Raw genomic sequence first — 23,649 nt, forward strand, 5'->3', positions numbered from 1 at the left:
CACAGAATGGGACCTGTGGAGATCATCGTCGTCGCTGCCCTCGCCATCCTCGTGGGCTCGGTCCTGCAGCGCGTCTCGGGCACGGGGGTCGGCCTCGTGGTGGCCCCGACCCTGGCCCTGCTGCTCGGCCCCGCCACGGGGGTGCTCGTGACGAACGCGACGACGACCGTCTCCGGGTTCCTCATCATGCTCTCGGTGTGGCGCCACGTGGACTGGCGGCGCTTCGCCCTCATCGCCCCGGCCGCCGCGGTGGGCGCCGTGCCGGCGGCCCTCGTGGTGCGCGAGCTGCCGGCCGCCTGGCTCCAGGTGGTGGTGGGCGGTGTGGTGCTGCTGGCCCTGACCACCATGTTCGGTCTCCCCCGCCTGCCGGAGTGGCCCGGGCGGCTGCCCACCGTGCTCGCCGGGGCGATCGGGGGGTTCTTCAACACCACCGCGGGGGTGGCCGGGCCCGTGATGGTGATCCACTCCCGGCTGGCCCGCTGGGAGCAGCGCTCCTTCGCCGCGACCCTGCAGCCCGTGTTCATGACGATGGGCGCCCTGTCGGTGCTCACCAAGACCCTTCTCGGGGCGGCCGGCACGGGCGGGGTGCCGCCGTGGTGGGTGGCCCCCGGCGTGGTCCTCACGGTGGTGCTGGGCGTGCGGATCGGCGGGGTCGTCGCCCGCCGCGTGCCGCTGAGCACCGCGCGCACGGTCGCGCTCGTCCTCGCCGGACTGGGCGGGGCGATCACCCTGGTGCGCGGGCTGCTGGGCGTCCTCTGAGCCCCGCCGCCCGTCAGTCCTCGCGGGCCCGGCGCGTGGCGGTGTCGTTGGCCTTCCGGATCGCGTCGACGAGCTCCTTCTTGGTCATGTAGGACCGCCCCTCGACCCCGAGCCGCTTCGCCACCTCGTACAGGTGCTGCTTCGAGGAGTTCGCGTCGACCCCGCCGGCGGTCTCCGCGCGCGAGTCCCGGCCGCCCGCGGCGTGCTCGTCGGAGGGCCCGTACTCCTCCTTGGCCTCCCAGTGGTCGCCGACCTTCTCGTGCGTGTGCTTGAGCGCGCTGTAGGCGGTGCGCGCCGCCCGCTCCTCCTCGCCGTACTCCTCGAGCGCGGAGTCGTAGGTCTTGGCGAACGTGTCCTGCGCCTTCCGCCCCGAGCGCTGCAGGGTCGAGGGCAGCTCGGACTTCTTGGCGTGGTCGTCCTTGCCGGTCTTGGGCACGGGGTGCTCCTTCCATCGGGGTGCGGGGGGGTCAGCTCAGAAGACGGGCATGCCGCCGGTGACACCGAGGACGATGCCGCTGACGTAGCTCGCCTCGGCCGGGCTGGCGAGGAAGACGTAGGCGCCGGCCAGCTCGGCGGGCTGGCCGATCCGGCCCAGGGGCGTCTCCTTGCCCATGTTCGCGACCGCCCCGGGTTCCTTGGTGGCGGGTCCCAGCGGGGTCCACACGGGCCCGGGGGCCACCGCGTTGACGCGGATGCCGTCGGGGCCCAGCTCGGCGGCGAGGTTGGCGGTGACGTTGTTGAGGGCCGCCTTCGTGGCGGCGTAGTCGAGCATCGACACCGAGGGGTCGTAGGCCTGCACAGACGTGGTGGTGATGATGCTGTCCCCGCGGCCGAGGTGCGGCAGCGCCGCCCGGGTGATCCAGAGCGTGCCGTAGAGGTTGGTGCGCACGGCCCGTTCGAGGTCCTGCGTGGCGAGCCCCCGGAGCCCCGCCTCCCCGCGGGCCCAGTGGAAGCCCGCGTTGTTCACCACCACGTTGAGCCCCCCGAGGCCCTCGACCGCCCGGTCCACGATGTCCTGGCAGGCCTGCTCCTCGCGCACGTCGCCCGGGACCAGGACGGCCGTGCGACCGGCCTTCTCGATCCAGCCCGCCACGTCCTGGGCGTCCTCCTGCTCCTCGGGCAGGTAGGCGATCGCGACGTCGGCGCCCTCCCGGGCGAAGGCGATCGCCACGGCCCGGCCGATCCCGGAGTCCCCGCCGGTGATCAGGGCCTTGAGCCCCTCGAGCCGGCCCCGGCCCTCCCAGGACGCCTCGCCGTGGTCGGGCACGGGGTCCATGGCGGCGGTCAGTCCCGGGGGCGTCTGCTGCTGCTCGGGCATCCCGCCCTCGGCGTCGGCCATCGCACGGGCGTGCTGGGAGACGGGTGCCTCGGGCATGTCGGGCTCCTTCGATCAGGTTGCTTATCTTTCCTTCCCCCACCCTAGGAGCCCGGGGCCGCTGTGTCTTCCCCCGGACGGCACGAATGTCGTCCCGGCGGTGGACGTCCCTCGACGCTCCTCGAGTTCCGTTGATAGGTTCACGGCACGCCCAGCCCCGCGCACCCGCTGCGCACCGACCACCCGGGAGAGACCGCATGAGCCCCGACATGAAGCCCCGCAGCCGCCAGGTCACCGACGGCATCGACGCGACCGCCAGCCGCGGCATGCTCCGCGCCGTGGGCATGGGCGACGCCGACTGGGAGAAGCCCCAGATCGGCATCGCGAGCTCCTGGAACGAGATCACCCCGTGCAACCTGTCCCTGGACCGCCTGGCCCAGGGCTGCAAGGAGGGCGTCCACTCCGGCGGCGGCTACCCGCTGCAGTTCGGCACGATCTCGGTCTCGGACGGGATCTCGATGGGGCACGTGGGGATGCACTTCTCTCTGGTCTCCCGCGAGGTCATCGCGGACTCGGTGGAGACGGTGATGCAGGCCGAGCGCCTGGACGGCTCCGTGCTGCTGGCCGGGTGCGACAAGTCCCTGCCGGGGATGCTCATGGCCGCCGCCCGGCTGGACCTCGCCTCGGTGTTCCTCTACGCCGGGACCATCGCCCCCGGGTGGGTGAAGCTCACCGACGGCACCGAGAAGGACGTCACCCTCATCGACGCGTTCGAGGCCGTGGGGGCCTGCAAGGCCGGGCTCATGGGCCGGGACGACCTCGACCGGATCGAACGGTCCATCTGCCCGGGCGAGGGCGCCTGCGGCGGGATGTACACGGCCAACACGATGGCGTCCGTGGCCGAGGCCCTGGGCATGAGCCTGCCCGGCTCCGCGGCCCCGCCCTCGGCGGACCGGCGGCGCGACCAGTTCGCCCACCGCTCCGGGGAGGCCGTCGTCGAGATGCTCCGGCAGGGCATCACGGCGCGGGACGTCCTGACGAAGGAGGCCTTCGAGAACGCCATCACCGTGCTCATGGCCCTGGGCGGATCCACGAACGCGGTCCTGCACCTGCTGGCCATCGCCCACGAGGCGGAGGTGGAGCTCACCCTGGCGGACTTCAACCGGATCGGGGACCGCGTCCCCCACCTCGCGGACCTCAAGCCGTTCGGCCGGTACGTCATGAACGACGTCGACCGGCACGGCGGCATCCCCGTGGTCATGAAGGCCCTGCTGGACGCCGGGCTCCTGCACGGGGACGCCCTGACCGTCACGGGCCGCACGGTCGCCGAGAACCTCGCCGCCCTGGACCCCGACCCCCTGGACGGCGACGTGATCCGCACCCTCGACAACCCCATCCACCGCACGGGCGGGATCACGGTGCTGCACGGCTCCCTGGCGCCGGAGGGCGCCGTGGTGAAGTCCGCGGGCTTCGACGCCGAGGTCTTCGAGGGTCCGGCCCGCGTCTTCGAGCGCGAGCAGGCCGCGATGGACGCCCTCGGTGCCGGCGAGATCCGGGCCGGGGACGTGCTCGTCATCCGCTACGAGGGCCCCAAGGGCGGCCCCGGCATGCGGGAGATGCTGGCCATCACGGGGGCGATCAAGGGCGCGGGCCTGGGCAAGGACGTACTGCTGCTCACCGACGGGCGGTTCTCGGGCGGGACCACGGGTCTGTGCATCGGCCACATCGCCCCGGAGGCCGTCGACGCCGGGCCCATCGCGTTCCTGCGCGACGGCGACCGGATCCGGGTGGACCTGGCGGCCCGCTCCCTGGACCTGCTGGTCGACGCCGAGGACCTCGCCGAGCGCCGCAGCGGCTGGTCCCCCCTGCGCCCGCAGTACGAGAGCGGTGTGCTGGGCAAGTACGTCAAGCTGGTGCGCTCGGCCTCGGTCGGGGCGGTCACCGGCTGAGCCCGCCGGCACGCACGGGGTTCCCGTCCGCGGCGCGGACGGGAACCCCGCGCGACCCGCGGGGCGAGCCCTCCGGAGCCGCCGCCCACGATCGTGAGGTGGGCGGCGACTATGGACTTGACGTGGGCGGACGGGCAGAATTGCCGCACGACCTGGGGGGCTCGACATGGCGGAACTCGAGACAGCATTCCGGACGCTGGTGTCCGTCCAGAACGCGCGAGCACCCGACGCCGTCGAGGGACACCTCGCGTGGGGACGCCTGGTGGACAGTGACTACGTGCTGGTGCAGGGCCCGCCGGACTGGCTGGGGCGGGACGTCGATCCCGAGGTGCTGATCTCCCGGGTCGCGTCGGGGCGCGCGGACGAGGTCGAGCGGATCCGGATCGCGCGGATCCAGCTGCACGGCGTCCAGCACGACCCGGAGTCCGAGATGACGGGCATCCGGCTCGAGCACCCCTCCGGGTGTCCCGCGCAGGGCCCCCCGGAGGGGGCTGGCTCCGAGCGCCGGCTCGCCACGGGCGCCGAGCTCTGCTCCGCGGTGGAGACGGCGCTGGGCGCCCGGCCCGCGGAGCTCCCCGAGTGCGCCGAGGACGCCCTGCGCCCCGTGGCGGCGTGGGAGGAGATCCGGCGCCACGCGCTCGTCGAGGACTGCCGCCTGCCCGCCCCTCCCGTCGAGCGGATGTGGATCTGCACCGTCTTCGGCAGGTCCGTGTGCAGCTGAGCGGGAGGCCCCATGAGACCACGGAGGCACCCCTCGCGCCTGGCCCTGGACCTGGCCGCGGTGCCGGTGCTGTGGGGCATCGAGCTGCAGATCACCTGGGACCGCACGGCGGGCCCGGGCCTGGTCCCGCCGTGGGCGGTGGTGCTCTCGGCTGCGCTGCTGTACCTGCCCCTGTTCTGGCGCCGGCGCCGGCCCCTGACGGTGCTGCTCCTGGTCTCGGCGGGCGCCGCGGGCGTCTCCCTGCTCGGCTTCGAGTTCCACCCGATCTTCTGCGTCTGGCTGGCCCTGTTCGCGGTGGCCGCGCACTGCTCGGCCCGGCGGGCGGCCCTCGGCCTGGCGGCCGCGTTCCTGCCGGTGGCCACGAGCGTGCACGCCACCGTGCAGGACACCACCGACCCGTCGATGCGGGTCGCGGCGTTCCTCGTCGCGGCGCTGTTCCTCACCGTGGCCCACCTGGTCGTGCTCGGGGTGGGCCGGTGGGTCCGGTGGAGCGTGGCCCAGCGGGAGCTCGTGGCCCGGCTCGCGGCCGCCCGGGCCGAGGCCGAGGAGCGCCAGCGCATCGCCCGGGAGCTGCACGACGTCGTGGCCCACGCGGTGAGCCTCATGGTGCTGCAGGCCGCCGGGGCCGAGCGCGTCATGGACCGTGACCCGGACCGGGCCCGGGCGGCGCTGCGGCAGGTCGACGAGCTCGGGGAGCAGGCCGTCACGGAGCTGCGGCGCATGCTGGGCCTGCTCTCCCCCGCGCCGGCCCGCCCCGCCCCCGAGCCCGCCGGCCTGCAGCGCCTGGACGGCCTGCTCGACCAGCTGCGCGCGGCGGGCCGGGACGTGGAGCTGTGCGTCTCGGGCGAGCCCGGCGCGCTGGACCCGGCGGCGGACGAGGCCGCCTACCGCATCGCGCAGGAGGCCCTGACCAACGCCGTCAAGCACGCCGACCCGGACCGCGTGGTCCGGGTCGGCCTCGACTGGGGCGCCCGTGAGCTCGAGCTGTCGGTCCGCACGGACGGCTCCGGGGCCCGCGGCCGGCTCTCGGGGCGGCTGTCGACCGGGCACGGGGTGCGCGGGATGGCGGAGCGCGCCCGGGCGGTGGGCGGCGAGGTGACGGCCGGGCCCGACCCGCACGGCGGGTACCTGGTCTCCGCCCGGCTGCCCGCGGGAGCGCGCGGACCGGCGCAGCAGGAGTCCGCGGCGGCCCCCGGCCGCGGGGAGGGCACCGGATGAGCCGGGGCGCGGAACCGGCACCCGTGCGGGTGCTGCTGGTGGACGACGAGGCGATGGTGCGCTCCGGTCTGGCGATGCTGCTCACGGCCGAGCCGGACCTGATCGTCGTCGGCGAGGCTGCCGACGGCGAGGCGGCCGTGGAGGAAACCGCCCGCCTGCAGCCGGACGTGGTGGTCATGGACGTGCGGATGCCCGGCACGGACGGGGTGGCCGCCACCCGGGTGCTCACGTCCGACGCGTTCCTGGACCGCGTGCCGAACGTCGCCACCGTCCTGATGCTGACCACCTTCGACGAGGACGCCGCCGTCCACGCCGCGCTGCGCGCGGGAGCCTCCGGCTTCATCCTCAAGAGCTCCGCGCCGAAGGTCCTGGCGGAGGCCGTCCGCTCCCTCGCCCGCGGCGGGGGCTGGCTGGACCCGGACGTGACCCGCAGGCTCCTGACCGAGTTCAGCCGGCACCCCGACCCGTCCGCCCCGCCGCCCGAGCAGCTGCAGCAGCTGACCCGGCGGGAGCGGGAGGTCCTGGTGGCCGTCGCCCACGGCCTGACCAACGCGCAGATCGCCGAGAGGCTGTTCCTCAGCGAGGCGACCGTGAAGACCCACGTCCACCGGATCTTCCTGAAGCTGGGGGTCAGCGAGCGCGCCCAGGCGGTCACGGCCGCGTTCAAGAGCGGGCTCGTCAAGCCCACCGACAGCTTCTGATCCCGGCGTCCTCGGGACCCTGTGCCCCTCCCGCGCGTACCACCCCGGGTGTACGCCGGAGTTCATCTCCGGGGTGGACGCCCGGCAGGGTCCCCCACTGCGAATCTTGTCCTGTCGGTTCGAGACGTTCCCCTTTCGGACCCCGGGAGGGAACCGCCGGCACCCCCGAAGTTCCTCGTCCGCAGGAGACCCGAAATGTCCATCGACACCACCTCGTCCGCAGTCCCGCAGCCGGCCGGCGCCCGCCGCCACGCCCGCAGGGCGGTGCTCTCCCTGGCCTCCCTCACCCTGGCCGCCGGGGCTCTCCCCCTGCTGGGCGCACCCGCCCAGGCCGCTCCCGCACAGGACGCCTCCACGCAGGCCTCCGTGCTCGCGACGGCGTCCCAGACGCCGCACCAGAAGCACTGCTCGGTCGACGCCCACAAGCCCTCCTGGACGTGGCACCACGGGAAGAAGGTCGTCAAGTACCCCTTCCACGTGAAGTGCCACCCGGGCTACAAGGTGGAGGTCAAGCAGTACCGCTACGCGATCGACCACTACGGCCACCACCACTACACCGGCGGCGACCACCACTTCTTCTGGGGCAGCGCGTGGGGCGGCGGGCACTACCGGCACCTCGGCCACCACGGCGCCGAGAAGGTCTACCACGTGGTCAAGTACCGCTACCACAACGGCCACCACTGGTCGCAGTGGTACCAGGACACCAGCCACTGGACCCACCTCGGTCACTGACCGCTCGGCCCCGGGGGCCGGCCGCAGCGGCCGGCCCCCGGGGCCCCTGTCCTCCCCGTCCCCCGAGGCGGTCCCCGGCGCTGCTGCGCCCCGGGGAGGCCTCCCTCCCAGCACGCGAGCCGATCATGGACCTCACCCATCACCACCCCACCGCCCGGGCCTGGGACCTCGGCCCCGGCGACACGTTCCACGGGCGCACCATCGCGGCCGTCCGCGGCGTGGTGGGCCTGGCGCTCAGCCCGGTGGCCGTCATCTCCTTCACCGAGGACTGCCGCGACCACCGCGCCCAGGCCCGGATCGGGGCCGCCCACTGCGAGACCCACCAGCACTACGACGAGATCATGCTCAGCGCCCGCGCCTGGGTCCGCACGCACGGCCTGCACGAGGGCGACGCCGTGGACCTGGACCGGCTGCGGGCCGAGGTCATGGGCGCCGCCGCCCGGAACTGACCCCGGCCCTGCCCGGCGGCTGCTCCCCGGCCAGCAGGGGCGCCACCCGGTACGGGATGACGGTGCGCAGGAACATGCTCGTGGAGGTCCGCAGGATGCCGGGGCACAGCCGGATCTCCTCGGAGACCCGGTAGAGGTCCTCGGGATCCTTCGCCACCACCCGGCACAGCAGGTCCGTCTGCCCGGCGGGGGCGAACACCTCGATGACCTGCGGGATCGACCGCAGGCCGGCGATCGCCTCGTCGAGCTGGTGCTGGTCGAGCTCCACCGCCACGCTCGCGGCCATGCCGTAGCCCAGCGCCGCGGGCGTCACCCGGGTGCTGTGCGGGCGCAGCGCGGGACTCGCCCGGTAGCGCTCGAGCCGCGCGTGGATCGTCCCGCGTGCCAGACCCGTGCGCTGGGCCAGGGCCAGCACCGTCATGCGGGGGTCCTCGTCCAGCGCGGCCAGGATCTTCCGGTCCGTCGCGTCCAGCGCGGACCCGCCGGAGCCTCCGTTCGTCATGCTGACCACAGCACACCCTCTTCCCCGCACGAAATCGGTCGATCTGACCAGTCCGAGAGTAGACGTTTGCGCACGGTGCCGACCAGCGTGTCAACTGGTGATCACACGGTGCGCCGCCTCATCCGGTTCCGCGCATCCCGGCCGGCGCCGGTCGCCCACGAAGCGACCTGCGTCCCGCACCGCCCGGCACCCTGCGGCGGCAGAGGCCCTCTCCCGGCCCGCGGGAGCTCCGAGGAGCTCCCGCGGGCCGAGCGCTGTCCGGCGGCAGGACGCCCCTTCGGCCCCTGCCGCCCGGACCGCCCCGCGCTCAGGACCGCCCCAGGGAGCGGCGGCAGGCGAGGAAGGTCGCCACGAGGTCCCACACGGTGATGAGCACCACGACCGCGACGCCGATCTGCGCGAACTCACCCCCCACCCAGCCGCGCTCGCGGAAGACCGGGTTGACCACGGACTCGGTCCGCAGCACCGTGATGAGCAGGGCGGCCATGGCGAGGTCCAGCACGGCGTTGGCCCCGAACAGCGCCCAGGACCAGCGGCGACGGTGGAAGCGCAGGAGCTCCCACCCCCAGGCGAGCAGCAGGAGCCCCAGGTAGAGCGGCACCCACGGCGTCCACACGGCCGGGTCGAGGAGGGGTTCCCCGGCGAGCGGGCCCTCGCGGAGCAGCGGGCGCGAGAGCAGGAACGGCGCGGCGAAGGCCAGCCCCAGCCCGATGGTCGCCCAGACGAGCTCCCCGACGGTCGAGTCGCGCTCGGGGCGCGGCGGCGGCAGCCGGTCGACGCTCCAGCGCGGCGCCTGCTCCGCGTCGGACTCCGGAGCGCCCGGGGCGCCGCGCCGCGCCGCCTCCGCGGCCTCCGTGCGCTCCACCACGGCGTAGACGACCACCGCGATGCCGGCCCCCATGAGCGCGCCCTGGATGGCGGCGCCGACGGCGGGGGCCAGGGAGAGCGCCAGGTACGTCACCAGGTCCTCGCGCCCCGCCTCCCCGAAGAGCCGGCCGAGCAGGGTGAGCCCGCCGAAGACGCCGGCCAGGACGGGCACCAGCACCCTCAGCAGCTCGCGGAAGTCGTGGTAGTGGGCGGGACCGATCAGGTGCCGGGGACCGGGACCGTAGTCCTCGGCCAGCAGGGCGGGGTCGCCCAGCTCCTCGAGGGCCCGGCGCTCGGCCTCGGCCGGCGGGAGCCCCCGGGCCACGCCGTCGTCGACCATGTCGGCGACGGTGCCCCGCAGCTCCCGGGAGACGTCCTCCCGGGCTCGGGGCGGAAGGCGCCGGGCGACCTCCTGGAGATAGCTCTCGGTGCGCGGGGTGAGAGTGCTGGCGGACACGGCGATCAGTCCTCGGGTGGAGTGGGGCGGGAGAGGGCGGAGAGGGCGGTGTGCAGCCGGTGCCGCTCGGCCTCGAGGGCGTCCCGGACACGGGTCCCGGGGGCGGTGATCCGGTAGAACTTGCGGGGCCGAGACTCGTCGGTGTTCCAGTCGCTCTCCAGCAGGCCCTGGGCCTCGAGACGGCGCAGGAGCGGGTAGAGCGTGTTGGCCTCGACGTCGAGGCCGGCGTCACCGAGGGTCCGGAGCAGGGCGTAGCCGTAGCGGGGCTCGTCCAGGACGAGCAGGCAGGCCAGGACCACCGTGCCCCGGCGCAGCTCCTGGAAGTGGGAGGCGACGACCTCGTCGCCCGGTTCGATGCCCATGCCTCACATTATAGTGTGCGTCACACACTAATGGAACACCCTGTTCCCACGCCTCCTCGCCGAACTCACCGGTTCGGCGGCGGAGGGTGGGCGGGCGGGTCAGTCGTCCCAGCCCTCCTGCGGGGTGGCGCAGGACTCGCGGAACACGTACTGGGAGATGCGGCGCCGCTCCCGGCTGGACCAGTCGATCGCGGGGCGGCGGTGCTCCTCGGGCACGTAGCCGAGCCGGTAGACGGCCATCAGCTCGAGCTCCTCGGGCACGTGCAGCAGGTCCACGATCTCGGCCCAGCGCGCCGGGGCCTCCATGGGGAAGGAGATGAACTGGATGCCCATGCCGAGCTCCACGGTGGTCAGCCACAGGTTCTCCATGGCCGCGCCCATCGAGAACAGGGAGTAGAACCCGGAGAGCTCCCCCGGGCGGTACTCGCGGCGGTCGAGCATCACGCCGAGCAGCAGCGGGGACCCCGCCACGAGCTTGTGGTTCTCCGCCCCCAGGGTCTGCGGCACCCGCAGCCGGTTCATCATGGCCTGCCCGCCCGGGGTGAACGCCTTCTTGGTGAAGGGCCGCAGCACCGCGGGCAGCTTGTCGAAGAGCATCCCGAAGCGCTGCTCCTCCATCTCCTGCCTGCTGAACCGGAAGTAGCGCTTGTACCGGTCGAAGAACGTCCCCTCGGCCATCACCTGCGTCATCGAGTCCGCGCTGATCCGGGCGATCCTGTCGATGGTGCCCCGGTCCTCGACGAGCACGAAGCGCCACGGCTGGCTGTTGAACTGGGAGGGCGCGGCCGCGGCCGTCCGCAGCAGCAGCTTCTGGTGCTCCGGGGTCACCCGGTCCGGCAGGAACGGGCCGTTGGTGGTGCGGCGGTTGAAGACGACGTCGAGGAACTCCATGTGCTCTCCGGTCAGGTCGGGCGGGTCAGCCCGCACGGGCGGCGCGGGCGCGGAACAGGGCTGCGGCGTAGAAGGGCGCCGCGGACAGCGCCGCGAGGGCGTGCCGACGGGGGTGCCCCTGCGCGGGCGTGCCGAGGTGCGGCAGGGCTGCGAGGGGCAGCAGGGCCGGCGCCAGCGCCCGGGCCGCGGCGCGCCCCGGGGCGGTGGCGGAGCAGGCGGCACGGACCGTGGCCAGCGCCGTGGTGGTGGTGGTGGCGATGTAGAGGGCGTGGTGGATCCAGCGGAACCGCCCCGTGTGCACGAGCCCCGCGCCCACGGAGGCGCCCAGGACCGCGTTGGCGGCCCAGCACCCGCCCGCCAGACCGATCCACGGGGCGGGCGAGGAGCCCGCGGCACGATCGGTGCGTCCCACGCGGCCCCCTCTCCCGTCCGGTCCCGCCCGGCAACGACCCCAGTCTAGTGACGCGCCCCGCGCCGCCCGCGGCCCGCCGGGCTCCTTGGCGGAACGTGTCGACCTGCGCAGAATGGGCAGGTGCCCCCTCACCGTCCCCCCGCCCGGCTCGATCTCTCGCGCCGGGACGCCGAGCTGCGCGAGCTGATGGACGACCCCGGCTGCGACCTCGCCGCGCTGCAGCGCACCTACGCGCGCTTCGACGTCGTCAACTCGCTGGTCGCCGGGTGGTCCGCCACCTACCGGCGCAGGATCCGGCCCCTCGCCGTGCCCGGCCGGCCGCTGACCCTGCTGGACGTGGGCTCCGGGGGCGGGGACGTGGCGCGCGCCCTGGCCCGGTGGGCGCTGCGGGACGGGTTCGACCTGCGGATCACCGGCATCGACCCGGACCCCCGCGCCCACGCCTGGGCCTCGGCGCGGACCGCCCGCTGGGCGGCCCGGCGCCCCCGGGCAGCGGCCCCGGTCTTCCGGCGGGTCACCAGCCGGGAGCTCGTCGCGGCGGGGGAGACGTTCGACGTCGTGGTCTCCAACCACCTGCTCCACCACCTGGACCCCGGCCCGCTGCGGGAGCTCGTGGCGGACTCCGAGCGGCTGGCCCGCCGGCTCGTGGTGCACAACGACCTCGTGCGCAGCCGGGCGGCCTACCGGCTGTACGCGGTGGGCGTGCTGCCGCTGGCTCCGGGCTCCTTCCTGCGCACCGACGGGCTGCGGTCCCTGCGCCGCGCCTATCTGCCCCGTGAGCTGCGCGAGCTCGCCGGGCCCGGCTGGCAGGTACCGGCCGGTTCGTTCGCGCACCAGCAGCTGACCCTGGACGTTCACCCCTGATTCATGCGCCCCGCGCAGACTGGGTCCGACACCGACACGACGGGACCGGCGACCGGGCCCGGGAACGGAGAACACATGAAGATCGCGGTCCTCGGCGGAGACGGCTTCTGCGGCTGGCCCGCCGCCCTGCACCTGTCCGCGCGCGGCCACGACGTGCTCGTGGTGGACAACTTCTCCCGGCGTGCCGTGGACGCCGACCTCGGCACCGAGTCGCTGACCCCCATCCGGGGGCTCGACGAGCGGCGCGCGGCCTGGGAGGAGCTGACGGGCCGGCGGATCGGCGCCGCCGAGATCGACCTCGCCGCCGACTACGAGGCGTTCCTGGACCTCCTCGTCATGGAGCGCCCGGACGCCGTGGTGCACTTCGCCGAGCAGCGGGCGGCCCCGTACTCCATGAAGAGCCCCCGCACCAAGCGCTACACCGTGGACAACAACGTCGGCGCCACGCACAACGTGCTGTGCGCGATCGTGGAGTCCGGCCTCGACGTCCACCTCGTGCACCTGGGCACCATGGGCGTCTACGGGTACGGCACGGCCGGGATGCGGATCCCGGAGGGCTACCTGGACGTGGAGGTCCCCGGTCCGCTCGGCGGCGTCCCCCAGCAGATCCTCTACCCCTCCAACCCGGGCTCGATCTACCACATGACCAAGGTGCTGGACCAGACGCAGTTCGCGTTCTACGCCAAGAACGACCGGCTGCGGATCACCGACCTGCACCAGGGGATCATCTGGGGCACCAGCACGGCGGAGACCGCCCTGGACGAGCGGCTCGTCAACCGCTTCGACTACGACGGCGACTACGGCACGGTCCTCAACCGCTTCCTCGTCCAGGCGGCGGTCGGGCACCCGCTGACCGTGCACGGCACGGGCGGGCAGACCCGCGCGTTCATCCACATCCAGGACATGGTGCGGTGCGTGGAACTGGCCCTCGCCCACCCGCCGGCGGCCGGGGACCGCGTGAAGATCTTCAACCAGATGACCGAGACCCACCGCGTCCGCGACCTGGCCCGGCTCGTGTCCGAGCTGACCGGGGCGGAGGTGGAGACGGTCCCCAATCCCCGTCAGGAGTCCGCGGAGAACGACCTGCACGTGGACAACGACGCGTTCCTGGACCTCGGGCTGCGGCCCACCACCCTCTCGGAAGGGCTGCTGCGCGAGGTGGAGCAGACCGCCGGGCGCTGGGCCCACCGCGTGGACCTCTCCCGCATCCCGGCCACGTCCGTGTGGAACGCCCGCCGGCGCCCTGGGCTCCCGGCACGGCCGATGCACCCCGCGGGCGTGGGCTCCTGAGCCGGCGGATGCGGATCGCGCTGTACACGGACGTCTTCCTCCCGAACGTCGACGGGGTGGTGACGCGCCTGACGCGCACCCTCGACGAGCTCGCGGGCCTCGGCCACGAGGTGCTCGTGCTGACGCCGGGGGACCCGCCGGCGCGCCACGGCCCGCACCGGGTGGTGCGCGCCCCGTCCGTGACGTTCCCCTGGTACCGGGACGTCCGGGGCGGGCTGCCGTCCCCGCGCGTCGAGCGCGCGGTGACGGCGTTCCGCCCGGAGGTGGTGCACGCCGTGAACCCCGTGTGGTTCGGCGCGTGGGGAGCCCTCTCGGCGCGGGCGCGGGACCTGCCGCTGCTGGCGTCCTTCCACACCGACGTGCCGCAGTACATGAGCGTGTTCGGGCACGGCCTCGGCGTGCTGCGCCGGCCCGTGGAGCGGTGGATCCGCACCACCCACAACCTCGCGGAGGTGAACCTGTGCACCTCGGGCCCCATGGTGGAGCGGGCCGCGGCCCTGGGCGTGCGCCGCACGGCGCTGTGGCCGAAGGGGGTGGACACCGCCCTGTTCCACCCCGCGAAGGCCTCCCCCGCGATGCGGTCCCGGCTCACCGGAGGACACCCCGGGGAGCGGCTCGTGCTGTCCGTGGGGCGGCTGTCCCGGGAGAAGGACGTGACGGCGCTGCTCGAGCCGATCCGGCGGCTGCCCGGCACCCGGCTCGCCGTGGTGGGCGACGGCCCGCACCGGCCCGAGCTCGAACGGCGCTTCGCGGGCACCCCCACGGTGTTCCCCGGCCGGCTCACCGGGGAGGAGCTCGCGGCCGCGTACGCCTCGGCGGACGTGCTGGCGTTCCCGTCCCGCACGGAGACGCTGGGCCTCGTGGCCCTGGAGTCCCTGGCGAGCGGAGTGCCGGTGGTCGGCGCCCGGGCCGGCGGCATCCCGTTCGCGGTCGAGGACGGACGGACCGGGCTGCTCGTGCCGCCCGGCGACGCCGACGCGCTCACCGCGGCCCTGAGCCGGCTGCTCGAGGACGACGTCCTGCGCGCGCGGATGGGCGCCGCCGGCCGGGCGGAGGCCGAGGGCCTCGGCTGGCGAGCCGCGACGGAGGTCCTCGTGGCGTCCTACCAGGAGGCGGCCGCCCGGCACCGGGACCGCCGCCGGCCCTCCGGGCGACGCGGGGACTAGATACCCCCAGGGGTACTTGCACTATACCCCCAGGGGTATTACCGTGGTGGTCAGGACGACGCGGGGACACCTCCGGGGCCCGCGTCACCACCGACCCGACGAAGGAGATTCCCATGCTGATCGAGCGCATCTACGACGAGGACCTCGCCCAGGCCAGCTACTTCATCGGCTGCCAGCGCACCGGCCAGGCGCTGGTGGTCGACGCCCGCCGCGACATCGACGTCTACCGGGACATGGCCGCGAAGAACGGCATGGAGATCACCTCCGTGACCGAGACCCACATCCACGCCGACTACCTCTCGGGCACCCGCGAGCTGGCCGCGGCCACCGGGGCGACCGTCCACGTCTCCGGCGAGGGCGGGGAGGACTGGCAGTACGAGTTCGAGGCCGAGCGCCTGCACGACGGCGACGAGATCCGCATCGGCAACATCGTGGTGGCCGCGGTGCACACCCCCGGCCACACCCCCGAGCACCTGTCCTTCCTGGTCACCGACGGCGCCTTCGCCGACGCCCCCGGCTACCTGCTCACCGGCGACTTCGTGTTCTCCGGGGACCTGGGCCGCCCGGACCTGCTGGACGAGGCCGCCGGCGGGGTGGACACCCGCTTCCTCGGCGCGCAGCAGATGTTCACCAGCCTCAAGGAGAAGTTCCTGACCCTGCCCGACCACGTCCAGGTCTTCCCCGGCCACGGGGCGGGCTCGGCCTGCGGCAAGGCCCTGGGCGCGATCCCGTCCACCACGGTGGGCTACGAGCGCCTCTACGCCTGGTGGGGCCCCTACCTCGCGGCCGACGACGAGGCCGGCTTCGTCGCCGAGCTGCTCGAGGGCCAGCCTGACGCCCCGTTCTACTTCGGCCGGATGAAGAACCAGAACCGCCGGGGCCCGGCCGTCATGGGCGAGCGCGCACCGCTGCCCGAGCTCGACGCGCAGCAGGTCGCCCGGCAGCTGGCGGCCGACGAGGTGACGTTCGTGGACACCCGCTCGGCGGACGAGGTGCACGCCGGGACCGTGGCCGGGGCGCTGAACATCCCGGCCGGGAAGTCGATCGCGACCTTCGGCGCCTGGGCCGTGAACCCGGAGACCGACTCCCGTCCACTGGTGCTGCTGGCCGCCGACCAGGAGGCGGCGCAGGAGTTCTGGGACCACCTGGTGCGCGTGGGCATCGACGCCGTGGCCGGCTACGTCACCGGGATCGAGGGACTGCCGCAGTCCACCCCGCGGCTGGTCGCCCCCGAGGAGGTCGAGGCCTTCGAGAAGGTGCTGCTGCTGGACGTGCGCGCCGTCAGCGAGCACGCCGCGGGCGCCGTGCCCGGCGCGACACAGCTGCACGGCGGCCGGGTCCTGTGGAACCTGGCCAGGCTCCCGGAGCAGGGCACGATCGTGACCTACTGCCAGAGCGGGCTGCGCAGCTCGGTCGTGGCCTCCGCCCTGCGCCACGCCGGCTACGACGTGGCGGAGCTCGAGGGCTCCTACGCCGCCTGGGCCGCCCGGCAGGACAGCCTGCAGACCACTCCCGCCGGCTGAGCCGCACTCCGCCGCGGCGCAGCGCCGTCCCACCACACGCGTCCCCCGGGTGCCACCGCACCCGGGGGACGCGGCGTGCCCGGGGCCTCGACGTGGCAGGGGCCGCAGTGTGGCCGGGGGACGCGGCACGTCCGCACCACGTCCTGCGCACCCGGGACGCGGAGAGGCGCACCGCGCCCCCGCCCTCCCCTCGTCCGCCTCGCTGCGGCCGGGCTCCGGCTCCGTGACCCGCTCCAGCAGTTCACTATTGCCAACACTGTCTACCGGAAAGTAGTTTGACGGCACAGCAGTCCGCCGGACGCGCCGCCCGGAACTCCGCGAGTTCCAGGGCGCACGCCGCAGGGCCAGCAGCACGACATTTCCTGTCGCCCCCGCCGGCACGTGCGGACCGGTGACGCCGGGGGGAGGTCTGCCGCGCGCTGCCGGCCGCGGGGTGGCCCCGGGGCGAGGACCGAGCACAGGAGACGCACGACATGACTGCTGGAAAGACCTGGACGGCCACGGGCGCCGCGGCCGCGATGCTGGCCGGAGGCCTCTTCGTGGGCACCCCGGGGGCCGTCGCCGCCCCCGGGGACCCCGCCTGCCTGCAGGCCACCGCGCAGCTGGACGCGGCGCTGGCCGGCGCCGGCCTGACACCCGACGCGCTCGCGGCGCTGGACTCCTCGGCCGAGTCCGTGGCCGCCGCGGAGGCCCAGTACGCGACCCTCGTGGAGGGCGCCGGCGGACCGAGCCTGCAGGAGCTGGAGGCCGCCGGGGCCGCGCTGATGGCCGCCCAGGAGTCCGGGGACCCGGAGGCCGTCGCCCAGGCGGAGGCCCGCCTGGCCGAGCTCGACCAGGAGCTCACCGCCGCCCTCGGCGCCCTCGACCCGGCCGTCGCCGAGCAGGCCCTCGCCGACGCCGCCGTGGCGTTCGAGGCGCTGCTGGCGCAGCTGGCCCTCGACGAGGCGGCGGTCGGCCCGTTCCTCGCCCTGCTCGAGCAGGCCGTCGTGGCCTGCGGGGGACCGGTGGCCCCGGCGCCGGTCCCCGCGCCTGTTGCGGCACCGGTGGCTCCGGCTCCGGTGGAGGTCCTCCCGGTGGCCCCCGCCCCGGTGGCGGCCCCGCCGGCCGCCGCCCCCGTGGCGGAGGCCCCCGAGGCCGTCAACGCCGGCCTCAACATGCAGACGGCCGCCGCGGAGCCGGAGCGGCAGCCGGGCGCCGGTGTGCTGAGCGGGCTGCTCGCCGCGGGGATCGCCGCGGGCGCGGCGGGCGTGCTGCGCCTGCGGCGGCGCGGGCGGTCCTGACCCCGTCGCCGGCCCGGGGGCGTGCCCACCGGGCCGGCGGCCCGTGCCGGACCGTCGGGTCTCAGCCCCGGGCCACGGCGCTGCTGCCGGCCGTCGGGGCGGTCGGCGGGTCGAGGATCGCCACGAGCCGGGCGAGGTCCTGGGCCGCGGCCATGACGAGCTGGTCCTCCGACCGTGCGGGGTCGGTGAGCTCCGAGTGGAGCCGTCCCACCAGGGAGCGGACCCGTTCGGCCGCCTCCTCCGGGTCCTCGCCGTCCGCCCACGCGCGCACCGCGTCGGCGGCGGACTGCACCGCCTCGGCGAGCCGGGCGCTCAGGGAGGTGGGCACCAGCCAGTCGTGCTGGGCCGGGTCGTAGAGCTCGCGCACCGCGTCCGTGAAGCCCCGCAGGTGGAAGATCACGTTCTCGAGCTTGAGCAGGGAGTCGTAGCCGGGGTCGCCCGCGTCCTCGGTCCGGTGCCGCCGGCGGCGGAACACGATCCGGGGATTGCCGCGGGCGCTGCGCGCCGACTCGTCGACGGCCTCGCGCACCTCGGCCGTGATCCGCACCAGGGAGTGGTTGCGCCGGCGCCAGTCGCGCCCCCCGGTGGTCCCGGGCTCCGCGAGCTCCCCGGCGACGTCCTCGAGGTAGTCGACGACGACGTTCTGCAGCCGGTCGAGCTGCAGGCGGGCGGTGCGGAAGTCCAGGGGCGGGATGACCGTCAAGTTGACGAGCAGCCCGATCGCGACGCCCACCGACATCTGCACGAGGAAGCCCGCCGAGAAGCCCTCGGCGTTCTGCCCCCCGACGATGAGGACGAACAGGGCGCCGACCGGGACGTACTCCGCACCGGCCCCGAGCTGCCGGATCCCGGCCAGCAGGACGCCCAGGCCGACCGCCACCGAGACCGACCAGAGATTGGGGTCGCCGACCAGCAGGACCCCCGCCGCGAGCATGATGCCCAGGGCGATGCCGGCCACCGTCTGCAGCCCGGCGCGCACCGAGCCCAGCACGGTCGGGTACATCGCGGAGATCGCGCCCAGCGGGGCGTAGTACGGGTAGTCGTCGATCACGCCGGGCATCCGCTGGGCCACGACCCAGGACAGGGCCACGGCGAGCGAGGTCTTGAGGGCCAGGAGGATCCGGGCGCCGCGTATCGTCTGCACCCGGACATCCTACGGACCCCCGGTAGGATCGACCCGCCGACCGCTCCCGCCGGGAGCCCGTCCCGAGGAGGCCGCCGTGAGCCGACCACCGCACCGGCGCCTGCTGCTGGTCCTGGCCGTGGGGGCCGGAGGGGCCGTGGGCACCGGTGCCCGGCACGGCCTCGCGCTGCTGCTGCCGGCACCGGCGGGCTGGCCCCTGGCCACGCTGGCGGCGAACCTGCTCGGCGCGTTCCTGCTCGGGATGCTCCTGGAGTCCCTGCTGCGGCGCGGCGAGGAGACGCCCCGCGGGATGCTGCTGCGCCTCGGGGCGGGCACCGGGGCGCTGGGCGGGTTCACCACGTTCTCCTCGCTCGCCCTCGAGACGGAGCGGCTGCTGGCCGGTGGCGCCGTGGGACGGGCCCTGGCCTACGTGGGGGTCTCGCTGGGGTGCGGGTTCCTGGCCTGCCTGGCCGGCACGGTCCTCGCGGCCCGGGGCCGGCGCACGTGACCGCCCTGCTGATCTGCCTCCTCGGCGGCCTGGGCGCGATGGCCCGGTTCGCGGTGGACGGTGCCGTGCGGCAGCGCTGGCCCACGTCCTTCCCGGCCGGCACCGTGGTGGTCAACGTCAGCGGCTCCTTCCTCGCCGGGGCGCTGTCCGGGGCCGCGCTGACCGGGGCGCTGGGCGGTGGTGCGGCCGCGGCCTCCGTGGTCGGCTTCTGCGGCGGGTACACCACCTTCTCCACCGCGATGACCGACACCGTGCGGCTGGCCCGGGACGGGCGGGTGCTCCGCGCGGCGCTCAACGCCGTGGGCACCGGCGCGCTGACCGTGCTCGCCGTGCTCGCCGGTCTCGCGGCCGCTGCGCTGCTGACCTGAGCGGCCGTCCCGGGCCGGAGCACCCGGAGGCGTCCCGGCCGGCCCCGGCGCTCTCCGCCCCGGGACACCCCGATTCGCCAGCAGGCTTGCTATCCTGCGGGAACCACCCGTTCCAGCACGTCCGACCCGAGAAAGCAGGACCCCGTGGCCGAGATCGATCCCGAGCACGCGCGCCAGGACCCCCACGAGGCCGCTGAGGCCCTCGACGAGGAGTCCGGGAAGAGCTTCGCCGGGGACACCCCGCCCGATGCCGGCTCCGGCGTCGGGCCCACCAACCACGAGCAGGACGTGGACCGGCCCGGCGACTCGTCGAAGGGCAAGATCGCGCTCGCGGTCATCCTCGGCCTCGTGGCCCTGTTCGCGGTGCTGTGGTTCGTCGGCGCCGTCGTGGGCATGTTCTGAGGCCACGGCGTCCCGGCCCGCCGCCGGCGGGCGGGGACCTCCCTCAGGACGGCCCGGCGCCCCGGGGGGTCCGCTCGGGGTCGTCCTCGCCGGTGTCCTCGTCCCCCTCCTCGGTCCAGTCCTCGGAGGACGGGCCCATCAGGGCGAACCGCTCACCGTCCGGGCCGGCGGCGAAGACCAGTTCCCCGTACCCGAACTCCTCCGGCTCCTGGACCAGTGCGCCGCCCGCGGCGACGACCCGTTCGGCGGCGGTGTCCGCGTCGTCGACCTCGAAGCAGACCCACCACAGGGGCGGCGCCTGCTGCAGGTGCTCGATGTCCTCGGCGGGCACGCCGATCCCGCCGGCCGAACGGTCCATGCCCGGGACCGTGAACACGGCGTACGCCTCGTGCCGCGTGCCGATGTCCTGGTACGTGTACCCGAAGACCTCGGCGTAGAACCGCTCGGCGCCCGCCTGGTCCGAGGTCAGCAGGTCGCACCAGGCCACGGTCCCGTGCTTGCCGACGATGCTGAACCCGGTGTGGTCCTGCGGCTGCCACACGCCGAAGGCCGCGCCGGTCGGATCGATCCACACGCCCATGGTGCCGAACGTGCCCACGGCCATCGGTTCGAACAGCTGCCGCGCCCCGGCCGCCACCGCGGCCCGGCCCGTGGCCACGATGTCGTCGGACGCGAGGTAGACCGCCCACGCGTGGGGGTCGTCGTCCATGTCGGGCAGCGCCGGCGACAGCCCCGCCACCGGCTCGCCGTCCACCAGGGCGTTGCAGTAGCCGCCGTACGCCGGGTCCGAGGGCGTGAACCGCCACCCCAGCACGGAGGCGTAGAAGTCCATGGACCGGTCCAGGTCCGAGACCATGAGATCAGCCCAGCACGGGGCCCCCGTGGGCCATCGGTCGATGCGCTCGGTCATGGCTGAGTCCTCTCGTCGCGCGCCGGGACGGGTGCTGCCCGGGCACCGGCCACGCGGGCCGCGCCGGGCGGTCCGTCGTCCCCCCATGGTCGTCCCCCGCGTCCCGGTTGGGAACACCTCCGCCCGACATCCGTGCGGCGCGGAGGGCCCCGGTGTTCCCCGCGCGTCCCGGCGCGCCTAGGCTGGGCGGTCCCGGACGAGGGGACGAGGAGGAGCGGGATGCGGATCTCCCGAGCGGTCCTGGTGCTGTGCGCGGTGGTCGGGGCGGGAGCCGCGGCGGCGGCCGTCACCGGGCTGCTCGCCGCCGGCGGGAGCGGCCCCTATCCGTTCGAGACCCTGCGCGGGGAGCGCGCCGAGATCTGGGGGCGGGGCCTGTACCGCTACGACACCGTCTTCACGGCCGCCGGCAGCCGTGCCACCGATCTCGTGGTCCTGCTCCTGGGTCTTCCCCTGCTGGGCGTCTGCGCGGCGGGGTACCGGCGGGGAAGCCGGCGGGCCGGACTGCTCCTGCTGGGCACCCTGGGGTTCTTCCTCTACGTCTACGCCGGGTACGCACTGGGCGCGGTCGCCCACAACCGGCTGTCGCTGCTGCACGCGGTCGTGTTCTCCGCCGCCCTGTGGGCGGTGGTGCTGATGGTCGCCGCGTTCCCGGCGGCGGAGCGCGGGCCGCTCTTCCCGGCGGGCACGCCCCGGCTCGGCCCGGCCGTCCTGATGCTCGCCAGCGGCGCCGTGCTGCTCGCCGTGTGGGGCACTCCCCTGCTGGCCGCCGCGCTCACGGGCGCGGCGCCACCCGGGCTGGGGCCCTACAGCACGGAGTTCACCATGGTCCTGGACCTGGCGGTCATCGCCCCGGCCGCGGTCGCCGCCGGGGTGCTGATCCTGCGCCGGCGGCCGTCCGGCTACCTCCTCGCCCTGTCCCTGCTGGTGCTGGAGGTCCTGCTGGCCCCGCTGATCGTCGCCCAGACCGCGGCCCAGCTGCTGGCCGGGGTGCGCTTCACCGTCCCCGAGGTCGTCGGCCCGATGGGAGGTTTCGTGGTGCTCGCCGGGGTCTCCGCCGTGGTCCTGGTCTCGGTGCTCCGCGCCGTCCCCGCCGGGACGGACGGCACCGCGACGGACCGCACCGCGACGGACCGCACCGGGACGGACGGCCCCGCCCGGGCGGGGCATTAACATTCCTCGTTTCCTCCCGGGAGCCTCGATCCGTTCCTAGACTCGGAGCAGGACAGGGGTCACGGCCGCGGCCGGAGCCCTTCCCCGGGGGATCGACGAGGACGGCATGCGTGCGTGGTGGATCGACGAGCCCGGTCCCGTGGCCGGCGGGCCGATGCGGTTCGGCCGGTGCCCCGACCCCGTGCCGGGAGCCGGTGAGCTGCTCGTGCGGGTGCGGGCCTGCGGGGTGTGCCGCACCGACCTGCACCTCGTGGAGGGCGACCTGCCGCTGCACCGGGCGGGCGTCATCCCGGGCCACGAGGTCGTCGGCGAGGTGGTCGGCACGGGTCCCGGGTGCGCCCGGTTCCGGACGGGCGAGCGCGTGGGCGCCGCGTGGTTGCGGCACACCTGCGGCCGCTGCCGCTTCTGCCGCCGGGGCCAGGAGAACCTCTGCACGGCCCCGCGCTTCACCGGCTGGGACCAGGACGGCGGCTACGCGGAGCTCACCCTGGTGCCCGAGGCGTTCGCCTACCGGCTGCCCGAGGAGTTCGACGACGAGCACGCGGCACCGCTGCTGTGCGCCGGGATCATCGGCTACCGGGCGCTGCGGCGGGCCGAGCTGCCGCCGGGTGGCCGGCTGGGCATCTACGGCTTCGGCGCCTCCGCCCACCTCGCCGCCCAGGTGGCCCTGCACCAGGGCGCGGAGGTCCACGTCATGACCCGGTCCGCGGCGGCTCGCGACCTGGCCCGCGAGCTGGGTGCCTCCTTCGTGGGCGAGGCGGACGAGCCTCCCCCGGTGCCGCTGGACGCGGCGATCCTCTTCGCCCCCGTGGGCACCCTCGTCCCTCCGGCGCTGCGCGCCCTGGACCGGGGCGGGACCCTCGCCGTGGCTGGGATCCATCTCAGCGACGTCCCCGCCCTCGACTACGCCGCGGAGCTCTTCCAGGAGCGGCAGCTGCGCAGCGTCACCGCCAACACCCGGCAGGACGGCGAGGAGTTCCTGCGCCTGGCCTCCCGGCTGGGCCTGCGCCCCACGACCACGACCTATCCCCTGCGGGCGGCGGACCGGGCCCTCGCGGACCTGGCGGCGGACCGGGTCACGGGGGCCGCGGTCCTGCGCGGGTGAGCCGGGGCCGCCCGGTCCGCACGCCGGGCGGGGACAGCCCGCCCGGCCGAGCACGGAGAGGAGACCCGTCATGACCGTCCTGGTGGTCTACGAGTCCATGTACGGCAACACCCACCGGATCGCCGGGTCGATCGCGCGCGGGCTCACGGAGGCCGGGGCCCCCGCGGAGGTGCGCTCGACCGCCGAGGCGCAGCGGCATCCCCCGGCCGCCGGGGACGTGCTGGTGGTCGGCGCCCCCACCCACGGGCACGGGCTGAGCCGGGAGAACTCCCGCGAGCAGGCCGTGCGGGACGCCTCCCGCCACCACCTGGACGTGGACGGCTCCGCGGGCGGGCCCGGTGTCCGCGAGTGGCTCGCCGGGCTGGCCGCGGCGGGCGGACGGGCCGCCGCCTTCGACACCCGGGTCAAGGGTCCTGCGGTGCTCACCGGCCGGGCCTCGCAGAAGATCGCCCGCGCCCTCGAGGAGCACCGCTACGAGCTGTTCGCGCGGCCCGAGAGCTTCCTGGTGAGCATGGACAACGAGCTCCTCCCCGGGGAGGAGGAGCTCGCCGCCGCCTGGGGCCGCGACCTCGCCGCGGCCCTGTGACCCCGGGCGTCCCGACCGG

The 23,649-nt window shown here is 75.0% G+C and carries 27 protein-coding genes; 18 read left to right on the forward strand and 9 right to left on the reverse strand.

Features of this window, described 5'->3' with window-relative positions:
• The first annotated feature begins 6 nt into the window (after positions 1 to 6).
• Positions 7 to 759 carry a TSUP family transporter gene (locus tag QYM41_RS11565; protein WP_368799886.1) on the forward strand — a complete coding sequence of 251 codons (753 nt, stop codon included), beginning with the start codon at positions 7 to 9 and terminating at the stop codon, positions 757 to 759.
• A gap of 13 nt (positions 760 to 772) precedes the next feature.
• Here the strand turns inward: QYM41_RS11565 and QYM41_RS11570 are convergent, their stop codons facing one another.
• Together QYM41_RS11570 and QYM41_RS11575 are read right to left on the reverse strand one after the other, a co-directional pair.
• A complete protein-coding gene (locus tag QYM41_RS11570; RefSeq protein WP_368799887.1) occupies positions 773 to 1,195 on the reverse strand; it encodes a ChaB family protein in 423 nt (140 codons plus the stop codon).
• Positions 1,196 to 1,231: 36 nt separating this feature from the next.
• Positions 1,232 to 2,134 carry an SDR family oxidoreductase gene (locus QYM41_RS11575; protein ID WP_368799888.1) on the reverse strand — a complete coding sequence of 301 codons (903 nt, stop codon included), beginning with the start codon at positions 2,132 to 2,134 and terminating at the stop codon, positions 1,232 to 1,234.
• A 197-nt stretch (positions 2,135 to 2,331) separates the two neighbouring features.
• On the opposite strand from QYM41_RS11575, the gene ilvD reads away from it, so the two are divergent.
• The 6 genes from ilvD (at position 2,332) to QYM41_RS11605 (ending at position 7,844) form a co-directional block, all read left to right on the forward strand.
• Complete coding sequence (gene ilvD, locus QYM41_RS11580) at positions 2,332 to 4,023, forward strand: dihydroxy-acid dehydratase (protein ID WP_368799889.1); 1,692 nt, start codon at positions 2,332 to 2,334, stop codon at positions 4,021 to 4,023.
• A 199-nt stretch (positions 4,024 to 4,222) separates the two neighbouring features.
• Positions 4,223 to 4,744, forward strand: a complete 522-nt coding sequence (locus QYM41_RS11585; protein WP_368799890.1) for a hypothetical protein — start codon at positions 4,223 to 4,225, stop codon at positions 4,742 to 4,744.
• A gap of 12 nt (positions 4,745 to 4,756) precedes the next feature.
• Complete coding sequence (locus QYM41_RS11590) at positions 4,757 to 5,962, forward strand: sensor histidine kinase (RefSeq protein WP_368799891.1); 1,206 nt, start codon at positions 4,757 to 4,759, stop codon at positions 5,960 to 5,962.
• Entirely contained in the window at positions 5,959 to 6,663 is a 705-nt protein-coding gene (locus QYM41_RS11595; RefSeq protein ID WP_368799892.1) for a response regulator, read from the forward strand. The genes QYM41_RS11590 and QYM41_RS11595 overlap by 4 nt, the downstream gene beginning before the upstream one ends.
• 195 nt (positions 6,664 to 6,858) lie before the next feature.
• A complete protein-coding gene (locus QYM41_RS11600) occupies positions 6,859 to 7,395 on the forward strand; it encodes a hypothetical protein (RefSeq protein ID WP_368799893.1) in 537 nt (178 codons plus the stop codon).
• 125 nt (positions 7,396 to 7,520) lie between these two features.
• The gene (locus QYM41_RS11605) at positions 7,521 to 7,844 is read left to right on the forward strand and encodes a hypothetical protein (protein ID WP_368799895.1); all 324 of its coding nucleotides are present in this window, start codon (positions 7,521 to 7,523) and stop codon (positions 7,842 to 7,844) included.
• Here the strand turns inward: QYM41_RS11605 and QYM41_RS11610 are convergent.
• The 5 genes from QYM41_RS11610 to QYM41_RS11630 all read right to left on the reverse strand — a co-directional run bounded on the left by QYM41_RS11610 (position 7,819) and on the right by QYM41_RS11630 (position 11,335).
• Positions 7,819 to 8,346, reverse strand: coding sequence for an Lrp/AsnC family transcriptional regulator (locus QYM41_RS11610; RefSeq protein WP_368799896.1), 528 nt, complete (start codon positions 8,344 to 8,346; stop codon positions 7,819 to 7,821). The genes QYM41_RS11605 and QYM41_RS11610 overlap by 26 nt on opposite strands.
• Before the next feature lie 307 nt (positions 8,347 to 8,653).
• On the reverse strand, positions 8,654 to 9,670 hold the full coding sequence (locus tag QYM41_RS11615) for a permease prefix domain 1-containing protein (RefSeq protein ID WP_368799897.1): 1,017 nt from the start codon (positions 9,668 to 9,670) through the stop codon (positions 8,654 to 8,656).
• Positions 9,671 to 9,675: 5 nt separating this feature from the next.
• Complete coding sequence (locus QYM41_RS11620; RefSeq protein WP_368799898.1) at positions 9,676 to 10,032, reverse strand: PadR family transcriptional regulator; 357 nt, start codon at positions 10,030 to 10,032, stop codon at positions 9,676 to 9,678.
• 99 nt (positions 10,033 to 10,131) lie between these two features.
• Positions 10,132 to 10,923 carry a nitroreductase family protein gene (locus tag QYM41_RS11625; protein ID WP_368799899.1) on the reverse strand — a complete coding sequence of 264 codons (792 nt, stop codon included), beginning with the start codon at positions 10,921 to 10,923 and terminating at the stop codon, positions 10,132 to 10,134.
• Between the two features lie 25 nt (positions 10,924 to 10,948).
• A complete protein-coding gene (locus QYM41_RS11630) occupies positions 10,949 to 11,335 on the reverse strand; it encodes a hypothetical protein (protein ID WP_368799900.1) in 387 nt (128 codons plus the stop codon).
• A 120-nt stretch (positions 11,336 to 11,455) separates the two neighbouring features.
• Here QYM41_RS11630 and QYM41_RS11635 point away from each other — a divergent pair, with 120 nt between their 5' ends.
• From QYM41_RS11635 to QYM41_RS11655, 5 genes are all read left to right on the forward strand, one after another.
• Entirely contained in the window at positions 11,456 to 12,199 is a 744-nt protein-coding gene (locus QYM41_RS11635; protein ID WP_368799901.1) for a methyltransferase domain-containing protein, read from the forward strand.
• Between the two features lie 75 nt (positions 12,200 to 12,274).
• Positions 12,275 to 13,489, forward strand: coding sequence for an NAD-dependent epimerase/dehydratase family protein (locus QYM41_RS11640; protein WP_368799902.1), 1,215 nt, complete (start codon positions 12,275 to 12,277; stop codon positions 13,487 to 13,489).
• Positions 13,490 to 13,497: 8 nt separating this feature from the next.
• On the forward strand, positions 13,498 to 14,655 hold the full coding sequence (locus QYM41_RS11645) for a glycosyltransferase family 4 protein (RefSeq protein ID WP_368799904.1): 1,158 nt from the start codon (positions 13,498 to 13,500) through the stop codon (positions 14,653 to 14,655).
• A 113-nt stretch (positions 14,656 to 14,768) separates the two neighbouring features.
• Positions 14,769 to 16,178, forward strand: coding sequence for an MBL fold metallo-hydrolase (locus QYM41_RS11650; protein ID WP_368799905.1), 1,410 nt, complete (start codon positions 14,769 to 14,771; stop codon positions 16,176 to 16,178).
• A gap of 473 nt (positions 16,179 to 16,651) precedes the next feature.
• Positions 16,652 to 17,458: a hypothetical protein gene (locus tag QYM41_RS11655; RefSeq protein ID WP_368799906.1), complete on the forward strand. Its 807-nt coding sequence runs from the start codon at positions 16,652 to 16,654 to the stop codon at positions 17,456 to 17,458.
• A 61-nt stretch (positions 17,459 to 17,519) separates the two neighbouring features.
• On the opposite strand, the gene QYM41_RS11660 is transcribed toward QYM41_RS11655, so the two are convergent.
• Positions 17,520 to 18,602 carry an FUSC family protein gene (locus QYM41_RS11660; protein ID WP_368799907.1) on the reverse strand — a complete coding sequence of 361 codons (1,083 nt, stop codon included), beginning with the start codon at positions 18,600 to 18,602 and terminating at the stop codon, positions 17,520 to 17,522.
• Between the two features lie 76 nt (positions 18,603 to 18,678).
• Here QYM41_RS11660 and QYM41_RS11665 point away from each other — a divergent pair, with 76 nt between their 5' ends.
• From QYM41_RS11665 to QYM41_RS11675, 3 genes are all read left to right on the forward strand, one after another.
• Positions 18,679 to 19,089 carry a fluoride efflux transporter FluC gene (locus tag QYM41_RS11665; RefSeq protein ID WP_368799909.1) on the forward strand — a complete coding sequence of 137 codons (411 nt, stop codon included), beginning with the start codon at positions 18,679 to 18,681 and terminating at the stop codon, positions 19,087 to 19,089.
• Positions 19,086 to 19,457, forward strand: a complete 372-nt coding sequence (locus QYM41_RS11670) for a fluoride efflux transporter FluC (protein ID WP_368799910.1) — start codon at positions 19,086 to 19,088, stop codon at positions 19,455 to 19,457. Before QYM41_RS11665 ends, QYM41_RS11670 begins: the two co-directional genes overlap by 4 nt.
• 144 nt (positions 19,458 to 19,601) lie before the next feature.
• Positions 19,602 to 19,859 carry a DUF6480 family protein gene (locus QYM41_RS11675; protein WP_368799913.1) on the forward strand — a complete coding sequence of 86 codons (258 nt, stop codon included), beginning with the start codon at positions 19,602 to 19,604 and terminating at the stop codon, positions 19,857 to 19,859.
• 43 nt (positions 19,860 to 19,902) lie between these two features.
• Here QYM41_RS11675 and QYM41_RS11680 read toward each other — a convergent pair whose 3' ends face one another.
• Positions 19,903 to 20,769 carry a VOC family protein gene (locus QYM41_RS11680; protein WP_368799915.1) on the reverse strand — a complete coding sequence of 289 codons (867 nt, stop codon included), beginning with the start codon at positions 20,767 to 20,769 and terminating at the stop codon, positions 19,903 to 19,905.
• 219 nt (positions 20,770 to 20,988) lie between these two features.
• On the opposite strand from QYM41_RS11680, the gene QYM41_RS11685 reads away from it, so the two are divergent.
• The 3 genes from QYM41_RS11685 (at position 20,989) to QYM41_RS11695 (ending at position 23,630) form a co-directional block, all read left to right on the forward strand.
• On the forward strand, positions 20,989 to 21,939 hold the full coding sequence (locus QYM41_RS11685; RefSeq protein ID WP_368799916.1) for a hypothetical protein: 951 nt from the start codon (positions 20,989 to 20,991) through the stop codon (positions 21,937 to 21,939).
• A 106-nt stretch (positions 21,940 to 22,045) separates the two neighbouring features.
• Positions 22,046 to 23,044 carry a zinc-dependent alcohol dehydrogenase family protein gene (locus QYM41_RS11690; protein ID WP_368799917.1) on the forward strand — a complete coding sequence of 333 codons (999 nt, stop codon included), beginning with the start codon at positions 22,046 to 22,048 and terminating at the stop codon, positions 23,042 to 23,044.
• Positions 23,045 to 23,114: 70 nt separating this feature from the next.
• Positions 23,115 to 23,630: a flavodoxin domain-containing protein gene (locus QYM41_RS11695; RefSeq protein ID WP_368799919.1), complete on the forward strand. Its 516-nt coding sequence runs from the start codon at positions 23,115 to 23,117 to the stop codon at positions 23,628 to 23,630.
• The last annotated feature ends 19 nt before the right edge of the window (positions 23,631 to 23,649 follow it).

It is taken from the genome of Kocuria oxytropis (assembly GCF_040981195.1).
Lineage (GTDB): Bacteria > Actinomycetota > Actinomycetes > Actinomycetales > Micrococcaceae > Kocuria > Kocuria oxytropis.

Excerpts from the sequence above, each read along its gene's own strand:
- QYM41_RS11610 (WP_368799896.1), bottom strand. The coding sequence starts at position 8,346 with ATGACGAACGGAGGCTCCGGCGGGTCCGCGCTGGACGCGACGGACCGG.
- QYM41_RS11655 (WP_368799906.1), top strand. The coding sequence starts at position 16,652 with ATGACTGCTGGAAAGACCTGGACGGCCACGGGCGCCGCGGCCGCGATG.
- QYM41_RS11645 (WP_368799904.1), top strand. The coding sequence starts at position 13,498 with ATGCGGATCGCGCTGTACACGGACGTCTTCCTCCCGAACGTCGACGGG.
- QYM41_RS11625 (WP_368799899.1), bottom strand. The coding sequence starts at position 10,923 with ATGGAGTTCCTCGACGTCGTCTTCAACCGCCGCACCACCAACGGCCCG.
- QYM41_RS11605 (WP_368799895.1), top strand. The coding sequence starts at position 7,521 with ATGGACCTCACCCATCACCACCCCACCGCCCGGGCCTGGGACCTCGGC.
- QYM41_RS11600 (WP_368799893.1), top strand. The coding sequence starts at position 6,859 with ATGTCCATCGACACCACCTCGTCCGCAGTCCCGCAGCCGGCCGGCGCC.
- QYM41_RS11690 (WP_368799917.1), top strand. The coding sequence starts at position 22,046 with ATGCGTGCGTGGTGGATCGACGAGCCCGGTCCCGTGGCCGGCGGGCCG.
- QYM41_RS11650 (WP_368799905.1), top strand. The coding sequence starts at position 14,769 with ATGCTGATCGAGCGCATCTACGACGAGGACCTCGCCCAGGCCAGCTAC.
- QYM41_RS11565 (WP_368799886.1), top strand. The coding sequence starts at position 7 with ATGGGACCTGTGGAGATCATCGTCGTCGCTGCCCTCGCCATCCTCGTG.
- QYM41_RS11620 (WP_368799898.1), bottom strand. The coding sequence starts at position 10,032 with ATGGGCATCGAACCGGGCGACGAGGTCGTCGCCTCCCACTTCCAGGAG.
- QYM41_RS11695 (WP_368799919.1), top strand. The coding sequence starts at position 23,115 with ATGACCGTCCTGGTGGTCTACGAGTCCATGTACGGCAACACCCACCGG.
- ilvD (WP_368799889.1), top strand. The coding sequence starts at position 2,332 with ATGAGCCCCGACATGAAGCCCCGCAGCCGCCAGGTCACCGACGGCATC.
- QYM41_RS11575 (WP_368799888.1), bottom strand. The coding sequence starts at position 2,134 with ATGCCCGAGGCACCCGTCTCCCAGCACGCCCGTGCGATGGCCGACGCC.
- QYM41_RS11595 (WP_368799892.1), top strand. The coding sequence starts at position 5,959 with ATGAGCCGGGGCGCGGAACCGGCACCCGTGCGGGTGCTGCTGGTGGAC.
- QYM41_RS11685 (WP_368799916.1), top strand. The coding sequence starts at position 20,989 with ATGCGGATCTCCCGAGCGGTCCTGGTGCTGTGCGCGGTGGTCGGGGCG.
- QYM41_RS11590 (WP_368799891.1), top strand. The coding sequence starts at position 4,757 with ATGAGACCACGGAGGCACCCCTCGCGCCTGGCCCTGGACCTGGCCGCG.
- QYM41_RS11640 (WP_368799902.1), top strand. The coding sequence starts at position 12,275 with ATGAAGATCGCGGTCCTCGGCGGAGACGGCTTCTGCGGCTGGCCCGCC.
- QYM41_RS11680 (WP_368799915.1), bottom strand. The coding sequence starts at position 20,769 with ATGACCGAGCGCATCGACCGATGGCCCACGGGGGCCCCGTGCTGGGCT.